Source organism: Streptomyces sp. NPDC048254 (assembly GCF_043201895.1).
Classification (GTDB): Bacteria; Actinomycetota; Actinomycetes; order Streptomycetales; family Streptomycetaceae; genus Streptomyces.
This window is the reverse complement of sequence record NZ_JBICZJ010000001.1, coordinates 659679-671204: the sequence shown is the minus strand read 5'-3', so window position 1 is coordinate 671204 and position 11526 is coordinate 659679. Positions and strand designations below refer to the sequence as shown.

General features: G+C 72.8%; 10 protein-coding genes. 1 reads left to right on the top strand and 9 read right to left on the bottom strand.

Annotated features, from left to right (window positions below):
- Positions 1-28: 28 nt before the first annotated feature.
- On the bottom strand, positions 29-1903 hold the full coding sequence (lepA, locus tag ACGFZQ_RS03060; protein WP_393838889.1) for a translation elongation factor 4: 1875 nt from the start codon (positions 1901-1903) through the stop codon (positions 29-31).
- A gap of 221 nt (positions 1904-2124) precedes the next feature.
- On the opposite strand from lepA, the gene rpsT reads away from it, so the two are divergent.
- Positions 2125-2391 (top strand): 30S ribosomal protein S20, encoded by a 267-nt coding sequence (gene rpsT, locus ACGFZQ_RS03055; protein ID WP_351691285.1) that lies wholly within the window; start codon positions 2125-2127, stop codon positions 2389-2391.
- A 223-nt stretch (positions 2392-2614) separates the two neighbouring features.
- On the opposite strand, the gene holA is transcribed toward rpsT, so the two are convergent.
- The 8 genes from holA to ACGFZQ_RS03015 form a co-directional block, all read right to left on the bottom strand.
- Positions 2615-3604 carry a DNA polymerase III subunit delta gene (gene holA, locus ACGFZQ_RS03050; RefSeq protein ID WP_393838888.1) on the bottom strand — a complete coding sequence of 330 codons (990 nt, stop codon included), beginning with the start codon at positions 3602-3604 and terminating at the stop codon, positions 2615-2617.
- 65 nt (positions 3605-3669) lie between these two features.
- Positions 3670-3915 (bottom strand): hypothetical protein, encoded by a 246-nt coding sequence (locus ACGFZQ_RS03045; protein ID WP_351691279.1) that lies wholly within the window; start codon positions 3913-3915, stop codon positions 3670-3672.
- A gap of 51 nt (positions 3916-3966) precedes the next feature.
- Positions 3967-4848 carry a YceI family protein gene (locus ACGFZQ_RS03040; RefSeq protein WP_393838887.1) on the bottom strand — a complete coding sequence of 294 codons (882 nt, stop codon included), beginning with the start codon at positions 4846-4848 and terminating at the stop codon, positions 3967-3969.
- Between the two features lie 174 nt (positions 4849-5022).
- A complete protein-coding gene (locus ACGFZQ_RS03035) occupies positions 5023-5868 on the bottom strand; it encodes an arylamine N-acetyltransferase (protein ID WP_393839231.1) in 846 nt (281 codons plus the stop codon).
- A gap of 13 nt (positions 5869-5881) precedes the next feature.
- On the bottom strand, positions 5882-8491 hold the full coding sequence (locus ACGFZQ_RS03030; protein ID WP_393838886.1) for a ComEC/Rec2 family competence protein: 2610 nt from the start codon (positions 8489-8491) through the stop codon (positions 5882-5884).
- Complete coding sequence (locus tag ACGFZQ_RS03025; protein ID WP_393838885.1) at positions 8488-9633, bottom strand: helix-hairpin-helix domain-containing protein; 1146 nt, start codon at positions 9631-9633, stop codon at positions 8488-8490. Before ACGFZQ_RS03025 ends, ACGFZQ_RS03030 begins: the two co-directional genes overlap by 4 nt.
- A gap of 131 nt (positions 9634-9764) precedes the next feature.
- Entirely contained in the window at positions 9765-10610 is an 846-nt protein-coding gene (locus ACGFZQ_RS03020; protein ID WP_393838884.1) for a DegV family protein, read from the bottom strand.
- A gap of 72 nt (positions 10611-10682) precedes the next feature.
- Positions 10683-11411, bottom strand: coding sequence for a hypothetical protein (locus tag ACGFZQ_RS03015; RefSeq protein ID WP_393838883.1), 729 nt, complete (start codon positions 11409-11411; stop codon positions 10683-10685).
- Positions 11412-11526 lie beyond the last annotated feature (115 nt).

The following is an 11526-nucleotide window of genomic DNA, read 5'->3' as shown; positions in this document are numbered from 1 at the left end:
TGCGGCCATAGCCGACTGTTACCGGCGGTTACTTCTTGCTCTTGGTCGATCCCGCGCTGTCATCACTGCTGAGGACGGCGATGAAGGCCTCCTGCGGAACCTCCACGGAACCCACCATCTTCATGCGCTTCTTGCCTTCCTTCTGCTTCTCCAGCAGCTTGCGCTTACGGGAGATGTCACCGCCGTAGCACTTGGCCAGGACGTCCTTGCGGATGGCGCGGATGGTCTCGCGGGCGATCACCCGGGAGCCGATGGCGGCCTGGATGGGCACCTCGAAGGCCTGCCTGGGGATGAGCTCGCGCAGCTTGGCGACGAGCCGCACCCCGTACGCGTACGCCGCGTCCTTGTGCGTGATCGCCGAGAAGGCGTCCACCTTGTCGCCGTGCAGCAGGATGTCGACCTTGACCAGGCTGGACGTCTGCTCGCCGGTGGGCTCGTAGTCCAGCGACGCGTAACCACGCGTCTTCGACTTCAACTGGTCGAAGAAGTCGAAGACGATCTCCGCGAGCGGCAGCGTGTACCGGATCTCGACGCGGTCCTCGGACAGGTAGTCCATGCCGAGCAGGGTGCCGCGCCGGGTCTGGCACAGCTCCATGATCGAGCCGATGAACTCGCTGGGCGCCAGGATGGTGGCGCGCACGACCGGCTCGTACACCTCGCCGATCTTCCCCTCGGGGAACTCGCTCGGGTTGGTGACCGTGTGCTCGCTGCCGTCCTCCATGACGACGCGGTAGACCACGTTCGGGGCCGTCGCGATCAGGTCGAGCCCGAACTCGCGCTCCAGCCGCTCCCGGATCACGTCCAGGTGCAGCAGGCCGAGGAAGCCGACACGGAAACCGAAGCCGAGGGCGGCGGAGGTCTCCGGCTCGTAGACGAGCGCGGCGTCGTTGAGCTGCAGCTTGTCGAGGGCCTCGCGCAGCTCGGGATAGTCGGAGCCGTCCAGCGGATACAGACCGGAGAAGACCATCGGCTTCGGGTCCTTGTAGCCGCCGAGCGCCTCCGTGGCGCCCTTGTGCTGGCTGGTGACGGTGTCACCGACCTTGGACTGCCGGACGTCCTTCACACCGGTGATCAGATAGCCCACCTCGCCGACGCCGAGGCCGTCGGCGCCCAGCATCTCGGGCGAGTTCGTACCGATCTCCAGCAGCTCGTGGGTGGCGCCCGTCGACATCATCTTGATGCGCTCGCGCTTGTTGAGCTGGCCGTCGATGACACGGACGTAGGTGACGACACCACGGTAGGAGTCGTAGACCGAGTCGAAGATCATCGCGCGGGCGGGCGCGTCGGCGACGCCGACCGGCGCCGGGATCTCCTCGACGACCTTGTTCAGCAGGGCGTCGACGCCCACACCGGTCTTGGCGGAGACCCGCAGCACGTCGTCCGGTTCGCAGCCGACCAGGTTCGCCAGTTCCTCGGCGAACTTCTCCGGCTGTGCGGCCGGCAGGTCGATCTTGTTGAGCACGGGGATGATCGCGAGGTCGTTCTCCATCGCCAGGTAGAGGTTGGCGAGGGTCTGCGCCTCGATGCCCTGGGCGGCGTCGACGAGGAGGACGGTCCCCTCGCAGGCCGCCAGCGACCGCGAGACCTCGTAGGTGAAGTCGACGTGCCCCGGGGTGTCGATCATGTTGAGGATGTGCGTGCTGCCCTGGTCGGGGCCCTCGGTGGGGGCCCAGGGCAGACGCACCGCCTGGGACTTGATCGTGATGCCGCGTTCGCGCTCGATGTCCATCCGGTCGAGGTACTGAGCACGCATCTGCCGCTGCTCGACCACACCGGTCAGCTGGAGCATCCGGTCGGCGAGCGTGGACTTGCCGTGGTCGATGTGCGCGATGATGCAGAAATTGCGGATCAGAGCCGGGGCGGTACGGCTCGGCTCGGGCACATTGTTAGGGGTCGCGGGCACGCAGGGTCCTGTCTCTTGAGGCGCCTTATGCCTCGGGTCGGATCGATACGTAGCCTCCATGGTCCCATGGCGGGGGACCGGGGACCGGTTTGGGCGGTTCCCCGCCCCGCTGCTAGTCTGGGCAGCTGTGTCTCATGCCCTCTCAGCGCGAGGCACGTCTTCGAGAAATCATCGGTACGGGATCTGCACGGTCCCGCACCAGAACCTGAAAAGGCTCTTTCGTGGCGAACATCAAGTCCCAGATCAAGCGGATCAAGACCAACGAGAAGGCTCGTCAGCGCAACAAGGCTGTCAAGTCCTCCCTCAAGACCGCGATCCGCAAGGCCCGCGAGGCCGCTGCCGCGGGTGACGTCGAGAAGGCCACCGAGTACCAGCGCGCCGCGTCGCGTGCACTCGACAAGGCCGTCTCGAAGGGCGTCATCCACAAGAACCAAGCCGCCAACAAGAAGTCGGCGCTCGCTTCCAAGGTCGCGTCTCTCCAGGGCTGACACTTGATACGACGCCGGAAGGATCCGGGCGGGCCCTCTCTCATCCGCCCCCGACCGGCCCCCAGAGCCTGTTCGCGGCCTGCGTTCGCCACGCGGGAACGGGCTCGAAAAGCTTGAACCGAGGCCCCGGCATTCCACCCTTCCCCAGGGCGGCCGCCGGGGCTTTCGGCATTCCGGGCCAACCCGTCCTCCAGCGGCTGGCCCGGCCTGTTACCCCCGGCCTTTACCCCCGGCCTCGCGACCGCGCCGCCCGCGCGATGGTCACCACGGCCTTCTCCAGGGCGTACTCGGGATCGTCCCCGCCGCCCTTGACGCCCGCATCGGCCTCGGCGACCGCCCGCAGCGCCACCGCCACCCCGTCGGGCGTCCAGCCCCGCATCTGCTGCCGTACCCGGTCGATCTTCCACGGCGGCATCCCGAGCTCCCGCGCGAGATCCGCGGGCCGGCCGCCCCGCGCCCCCGACAGCTTCCCGATCGCCCGCACCCCCTGCGCGAGCGCACTGGTGATCAGGACCGGGGCGACCCCGGTCGCCAGCGACCAGCGCAACGCCTCCAGCGCCTCCGCCGTACGCCCTTCCACGGCCCGGTCGGCGACGGTGAAGCTCGACGCCTCGGCCCGCCCGGTGTAGTACCGCCCGACGACGGCCTCGTCGATGGTGCCCTCGACGTCGGCGGCGAGCTGGGTCACGGCGGAGGCCAGCTCCCGCAGGTCGCTGCCGATGGCGTCGACGAGCGCCTGGCAGGCCTCGGGGGTGGCCGAGTGTCCCAGCGCACGGAACTCGCTCCGGGTGAACGCGAGCCGGTCCGCCGGCTTGGTCATCTTCGGGCAGGCGACCTCCCGCGCCCCCGCCTTGCGCGCCGCGTCCAGCAGCCCCTTGCCCTTGACCCCGCCCGCGTGCAGCAGCACCAGGGTGATCTCCTCGGCGGGCGCCCCGAGGTACGCCTTCACGTCCTTGATCGTGTCGGCGGACAGGTCCTGCGCGTTGCGTACGACCACGACCTTGCGCTCCGCGAAGAGCGACGGGCTGGTCAGCTCGGCGAGTGTGCCGGGCTGCAACTGGTCCGGGGTCAGATCCCGCACGTCCGTGTCGGCGTCGGCGGCCCGGGCGGCCGCCACCACCTGCTGCACGGCGCGGTCGAGCAGCAGCTCCTCCTGCCCCACGGCGAGCGTCAGCGGGGCGAGCGGATCGTCATCAGCGGTCTTCTTTGCCATCGCGCCAAGCATCCCACGGCCCACTGACAGCGCGGCCGCGCCGCCTGCCGAGGCATCCGCAGCCGCTACGGTTCCTCCCGCCAGCCCTCCCACTCCCCCGCGAACTCGTCCAGCTCCGCCGGGTCCAGCCGCCCCTCCGCGTCCCTCAGCAGCACCAGCCACTGCGCGTCCTCGGCGTCGTCCTCCCCCGCCAGCGCGTCCCGCACCAGCCGCGGCTCCTCACCGGTCCCGAAGCGCTCCCCGAGCGCCTCGGCGGCTTCCTCCGCCGCATCCCGGTCCGGCAGCACCAGCACATGTCTCACATCGCTCACGGCACCATTCTCGGCTACCGCCGCCGGCCCGGACGAGCCGGAGCGGCCCGCTCAGCCCTTGGGCACGATCTGCACGTCGAGGTCGACGCGGATGGTCGGCCCGACGACCGCGATCCCGCGCGCCAGCATCGTCTGCCAGCTCACGGTGAAGTCGTCCCGGTGCAGTTCGGTCGTGGCCCGGCAGGCCGCCCGCACCTCGCCCTCCATGCCGTTGCCGAGCCCGAGGTACTCCGTGTCGAGGGTGACCGTCCGCGTCACGCCGTGCAGGGACAGTGCCCCGGTGACGGCCCATCTGGTGCCGCCCCGGTGCACGAACCGGTCACCGTAGAACTCCAGCGTCGGAAACCGCAGCACGTCCAGGAAGTCCGCCGACCGCAGATGGTCGTCCCGCATCCGCACGCCCGTGTCGATGGTCGCGGCGTCGATCACGACGTGCAGGGCGGACCGCTCCACCGGCTCGGCGATCCGCACCGCGCCCGCGAACGAGTTGAACCGCCCGTGGATCCGGGCCAGTCCGATGTGCCTGGCGGTGAAGGCGATCGAGGAATGCGTCGGCTCGATCGCCCATTCCCCGGGCGCCGGCAGTTCCGGCGGCTGGGCGGCCTGGAGGGTCACGTCTCCGAGCGAGGCGAGGCAGTTCTCGTCGACCCGCGCGGTGGCCCGGTACGGCGTGAACCCCTCGGCGGACACCGCGAGCCGGTACTCCCCGGCCGGCACGGTCGTCACGAACGACCCGTAGGGATCCGCGCCCCCGCTGACCACCGTGCGCCCCATGGTGTCGCTGACCGCGAACTCGGCGTTCGTCACCGGCTCGTTGACCGGATCGAGCACCCGGCAGCTCAGGACCCCTGCGTCGGGCGGCGTCTGCACCGCCGCGAGGGGACTCGTCCGCTGCACCCGGTTCGTTCGGTTTCCCCTCAAGCCGCCGAACATCCACGCCACCCCTGTACGCCTCGCCACCGTCCGTTGCCGAAGAAACATTCGATCACTGATGAGGCTTTCGGGGCAACACAGGCCCACATCGCGGGAATCTGGCAGATGAGCCTGAACTACCCATGAGTAGCATGCTACGCGCCGGTAATAACGTGTTCTCCCGTGACGCCTGAATTAGCCATTCTGGTTGGTGTTCCGCCGATTTCGCACAGCGGGCACACGGTCCAGCGTGATCCCGAACCGCTCCCGGTAGACCCCCAGAACCTCCTCGTCGCGCTCCAACTCCCGTACCTCACGCGCCCCGCCCGCCGCCGTCACCGTCAGCGTCCGCCCGCTGAGCGTGATCCGCCCGCCGTCCTCGGTGACCCGGGAACACACCAGCGACTGCGTGAAGTGGGACGACGGCGAAGTGCTGTGCCACCACGCCCCGGCCGTGAAGTCCCCGAGCACCCGCGGCCGGACCTCCAGCCGGTACTGCGGCCTCCCGTCCCGCAGCACGTCCAGGTCCCCGGCCGCCGCACCCGTTCGTCCCCCGGCACCCGCCGCGTCCGGCCCGGCCCCGGTGATCCGGAACGTGCCGCCCGGGTCCACCTGCTCACCCCGCTCCGCGAACGCCAGCGGGTAGTGGCTGTGCGTCCCGAACCCGACGTCGGCGAGCCACTCGCCCCCGTCCACCGTCCCGACCCGCAGCGCGAGATGGTCGTACGGGATCCCCAGCCGCCCCTGATCCCCGTACACCCGCCCCGCCAGCAGCGTCACCTCGAAACCGAGCGCGGCCAGCAACGCCGAGAAGGCGCCGTTGAGTTCGTAGCAGAACCCGCCCCGGCCCGCGCCCACCACCTTGTCCACCAGCCGCTTCTCCTCCAGCACGATCTCCTCGCCGAGGTGGATCGACAGGTTCTCGAAGGGCACGGCCCGCAGATGCCTCAGCTGCAGATCCCGCAGGGCCTCAGCGGTGGGCCGGGCCGGGCGGGCGGCCCCGAGCCGGTGGAGGTAGGCGTCGGTCTGCGTGGAGTTCACCGAGTTCATGCCCTCAGTCTCGCGCCACCGCCAGCTCTCCCGCCTCCCGTCCCGTACGGCCGCCGGTCACGGCGAGCGCCCCGTCCCGGTCGGTCCGCAGCACCACCGCCCCGGCAGCCCTGAGCCGCGCCACCGTGTCCGGCGCCGGGTGCCCGTACGGGTTGTCCGCCCCGCACGAGATGAGCGCGACCCTGGGCGCCACCAGTCGCAACAGTTGCGGATCCTGATACGCGGAGCCGTGATGAGCCACTTTCAGAACGTCCACCCGGCCCAGTCCGGCGGCCGCCGGTGATCTCAGCAGCTCCTGCTGGGCCGGGGGTTCGAGGTCTCCGAGCAGCAGCATCCGCAGTCCGGCCGAGCGGACCAGCAGGGCGACACTGGCGTCGTTCGGGCCGTCCGGTTCCGGTGCCGGGTCCGGGGGCGGCCACAGCACCTGCCAGTCCAGCCCGCCGGTGCTGCGCCGCTCCCCGGCGACCGCGCGCGTGACCGGGATCCGGTGTTCGGCCGCCTCCCTCCGTACGAACTCGGCCTGTTCCGCCGGTTCCTCGAACCCGGTCGTCTCGATCTGCGCGACGGTCCGCCCGCGCAGCACCCCGGGCAGCCCGCCGACATGGTCGGCATGGAAGTGGGTCAGGACGACGAGCGGGACCCGGGTGATGCCGAGTTCCCGCAGGCAGTGGTCGACCAGCGTCGGGTCGGGCCCGGCGTCCACCACCACGCCCGTGCCCGCGCCCGCCGCGAGCACCGTCGCGTCGCCCTGCCCGACGTCGCACATCGCCAGTCGCCAGCCGGGCGGCGGCCAGCCCGTGATCACCCGGGTCAGCGGTGCCGGCCGTACCACCAGCAGCACGAGCAGCACCCCGAGCGCCCCGCACCACCACGGATGCCGCAGCAACCGCCGCCCCAGCGGTACGACGACCACCGTGAATCCGGCCAGCAGCAGCGCCCCCGCCCAGCTCCCGGGCCAGTCCACGCCCGCGCCCGGCAGCGCGGCCCCGGTCCGGGCGATCCCCGCGATCCACCCGGCCGGCCAGCCCGCGCACCACGCCAGCACCTTGGCCAACGGCATCGCCACCGGGGCCGCCGCGAGCGCCGCGAACCCCAGCACCGTGGCCGGCGCGACGGCGATCTCGGCCAGCAGATTGCACGGCACCGCCACCAGACTCACCCGCGCCGACAGCACCGCGACCACCGGCGCGCACACCGCCTGCGCGGCGGCAGCGGCGCCCAGGCCCTCGGCCAGCCGCTCCGGCACCCCGCGCCGTCGCAGCGCCTCGCTCCAGCCGGGCGCCAGCACCAGCAGCGCCCCGGTGGCCAGCACGGACAGCAGGAAGCCGTAACTGCGTGCCAGCCACGGGTCGTACAGCACCAGCAGCAGAACCGCCGTCGCCAGCGCCGGGATCAGGGACCTGCGGCGGCCGGTCGCCAGGGCGAGCAGGGCGACGGCTCCGCAGGCCGCGGCCCGCAGCACGCTGGGGTCCGGCCGGCACACGACGACGAAGCCGAGGGTGAGCGCTGACGCGAACAGCGCGGTCGATCGCAGCGACAGCCCCAGGCGCGGGGCGAGGCCCCGCCGCTCGACCTGCTGGGCCAGTCCCGGCGGTCCGACGAGCAGGGCGAGCAGGATGGTGAGGTTGCTGCCCGAGACCGCGAGGGTGTGCGCCAGATCGGTCTCCTCGAAGGCCTCGTCCAGTTCGGGCGTGATCCGCGAGGTGTCCCCGACGACCAGTCCGGGCAGCAGTGCCCGCGCGTCCTCGGGCAGCCCCTCGGTCGCCTCCCGCAGTCCGGCCCGCAACCGCCCGGCCAGCCGCTGCGGCCCACTCGCCTCGCCCACCACCACCGGCGCGGGACGCTCCCGCACCCGCAGCATCGCCGCGGTCCGGTCCCCGCCGGCCGTCGCCGGCGCCAGCCGCCCGCTCACCCGCAGCCGCGTGGAGGGCAGCAGCCCGAGCCACTGCGCGCGGCCGCCGCCACCGGGCGCCCGCACCCCCGGGTCGACGGCCATCAGCACCGGCGAGCGCGTCGTCACCGCCGTCCCGTCACCGCTCTCCACCCGCCGTACCTCGCCGCGCACCAGCACGGCGGCCGGCGTGGCGTGGTCCCCCTGCACGCGCGGCCTGCTGACCCACGGGTCGCCCGTGAGCTCCACCTCGACCGTCACGGTCGCGTAGGCGCGGGCCAGCCCGGGCACCGGCCCCCGGCGCACATCCGCCCCGTGCAGCCCCGCGGAGGCGGCGGCCCCGGCGACACAGAGAAGCAGCGCACCGACGGAGGCGTTCCGCCAAGTCGGCCGCAGCGGCGGGGAGTTGCTGGTCACCGTCGCCGGCCGGAGGGCCGGGGAGGTGTCGGTCACCGTCCCTGGCCGGCGGCCCGCGCGGCTGCGCCAGAGCAGGATCAGGCCGGCGACCAGGCAGGCGACGGCGGTCCCGGCCGTCCACCCCGGCGGTGCGTCCAGGGTCAGTGCCGCCGTCGCCCAGGCGGCCAGCGCGGGCGGCACCAGCCGCAGGTCGGCCGCCGTGTCCTGCCGGGGGTGCGCGGTCCCCAGCCGCCTGCCCGAGCCGGCATGCACGGACCGGCGTACGGGCGCGGATCCCGGCGGGCCCTGGCCGGTCGCGGGGCTCATGGCCGTACCAGATCCCGCAGGTCGGAGAAGCGGCGGTCGCCGATGCCCTTGACCTGGCGGAGTTCGTCGACCGAGCGGAAACCGACGTGCTCGGTCCGGTAGTCGACGATGTGCTGCGCCAGCACCGGGCCGACTCCGGGCAGGGCGTCGAGCTGCTCCACGGTCGCCGTGTTCAGGGAGACCGGTGCGGCCGGGCCGGTGCCCGTCGCGGCACCCTCCGCGACCTGTCCCGGGGCGGCCGGCGGGGCGGGGCCCCCGACGACGATCTGTTCGCCGTCCACCAGGAAACGGGCGCGGTTGAGTCCGCCGGTGTCCGTACCGGGCCGAACCCCGCCCGCCGCCCGCAGCGCGTCGGTCACCCGGGACCCGGCCGGCAGGGAGTGGACCCCCGGCTCACGCACCTTCCCGGTGACGTCCACGACGATCTCGCCGCCCGGCCCCGCCGGCCCGGCGGGCGCCGCTGCGGTACCGGTGCCCGCGGCCGGAACCTTCTCCTCGCCCCCCTCGTACGGCGCCTCGGCACGCACCACCTCCGGCGCGCTCACCGATTCGGTCCGGCCCGTCCAGAAGTGCTGCACGGCCAGGGCCCCGGCCACGACGAGGACCACCCCGAGGGCCACCGCGCCCCGGCGTTCCAACCCGCAGCGGGTCGCCAGCCACACCGGCATCCGCTCCCGCACGGCGAGCCCGACCCGGGCCCGCAGCCTGGGGAGCGCGGGTTCGCGCAGGGCCGTGGTCTCGCCGGCGAGCGCACGGGCCGAGGACACCACGGCCGCCGCCGTGGACAGTGCGGCCGCGGCGGTACGCACCCCGGACGCGGCGGCGCGCACCCCGGAGGTGGCCGCCGTCAGTCCGGAGGTGGCCGCCGTCGGTCCTGAGGTGGCCGCGGTCAGTCCGGCCGCCGCACCGGTGCCGGTCACCGTTCCGGCGTGCGGGGGTCCGTGTCCCGGCTCCGGCCTGGTGACTCCCCGTTCGCCGAAGAGGAGTTCCGCCCGGCGGCGCAGTTCTTCCGCCGGGGCCGGGCGGTGGCGGGTGCGGACCCGGACCGGGGACCGGCGGTGCCGGGTACGGCCGTCGGAAGTGGGGCCCCGGCCCGGGCCACTGGTCGCGTGTGTCTCGTGTGAGCGTGATCGAAGTGCCATGCGACGAGGATGGGGCTTTCCGCCGACTCGCGATGATCTTGCTCAAGTTCCGTGGATCACGGCCCGGTTGTGGATAACTTCGCCACCCACACGAGTGAAACCGGCGGGGCTGCCGCCCGCGGATCCACAGGTCACCGCGGTGAGACGACCGCCCCGAGCAGCCCGGGTCCGGTGTGCGCGCCGATGACCGCACCGACCTCGCTCACATGCAGCTCGACCAGCCCCGGGACCCGCGCCCGCAGCCGGTCGGCGAGGGCCGCGGCCCGTTCGGGGGCGGCGAGATGGTGAACGGCGATGTCCACCTCGGCACCGCCCGCCCGGTCGGCGGCGAGTTCCTCAAGGCGGGCGATGGCGCGGGACGCCGTCCGCACCTTCTCCAGGGGCTCGACGCGGCCGCCGTCCAGCTGGAGCAGGGGCTTCACGGCGAGCGCGGAGCCCAGCAGGGCCTGCGCCGCTCCGATGCGGCCGCCGCGGCGCAGATAGTCGAGGGTGTCGACGTAGAAGTACGCGGTCGTGCCGGCGGCCCGTTTCTCCGCCGCCGTGACGGCCTCGTCTGCGGTGCCGCCCGCCTCGGCGGCCTCGGCCGCCGCGAGCGCGCAGAAACCGAGCGCCATCGCGACCATCCCGGTGTCCACCACCCGCACCGGGACGGGTGCTTCGCGGGCCGCGATGACCGCCGCGTCGTAGGTGCCCGACAGTTCGGCGGACAGGTGGAGCGAGACGATACCGGTGGCACCGGACTCGGCGACCTTGCGGTACGTTTCGGCGAACTCCTCGGGGCTGGGCCGCGACGTGGTGACCGAGCGCCGCTTCTGCAGAGCCTGGGCCAGGGAACGGGTCGAGATCTCGGTGCCCTCTTCGAACACCCGGTCGCCGAGGACCACGGTCAGGGGCACCGCGGTGATGCCGTGGCGCTCCATCGTCCGCGGCGGCAGGTAGGCCGTTGAATCGGTGACGATCGCGACATGGCGGGACATGAGCTGGAGGTTACCTGGCGTAGCCCAGGGGCGGCAGCCCGCCCCCGCCCGCCCCGACCAGGACCGGCCGTATCAAGTGGTGCTCTCCGGCCGGGGCTTCTTCTGCCAGGGGTAAACCTGACGCCGCCCGGGCGGGGTGATCGCGGGCTGCGCCGGGTCTCCGTCCGGGGCGGACCGGGGTGCCTCGGGCCAGGTCTGGCGGTCGCCCCGACCGGCGGCGGCCTCGGGCCACGGCGGGGTTTCGGGCGCGGGGGCAGGACGCGACCAGTGCCGCAGGGCGTCGGCCTCGACGCCGATCTGCGTGCTCAAGGTGTCCAGATCGTCGTCGGCGAACCGGTGGGCGCGGTCACGCGCTGCCCACCGCAACGCGTCCGCGGACTCGGTGATGCGCGTGGTGCGCCGGCGCAGTTCGGGCAGCCGCGCGGCGAGCGTGGTCCGGTCCGGCTCGGACTCCAGGCGCCGGAGCTCGCCGTCCAGTTCGTGTCCGTGCGCACTGAGCCGCTGGAAGAGGCCGAGGGACTCCTTCAGCGACTCGTCCTCGGCGACGCCCGCGTCCAGCGCGTCCTGGGTGGCCCGCATCGAGGTGCGCAGGGTGAGCCGCAGCTGGGCGAGCTCGGCCGCCGGGCCGATCTGGACCATGGACTTGGCGCGCAGCGTGTGGTCCTCGACCGTCCGCCGGGCCTGCGTGATCGTACGGTCCACACCGCGCTTGGCGGCGCCGACCGCCTTGAACGTGACGTACGCCCCGCCCGCGACGAAGAGCAGGAAGAGCACGGCGAATACGGCGATCACAGCTTCCACGGTGCTCCTCCTCCGCTGACGGCCACCCGACCGCCTCCGAGCACGGCAGGGGGCGGCCGCCCTCTTCAACGGTAAACGCAAAGGGCAGGCCCGGAGTTCCAGAAAGACCCCGAAC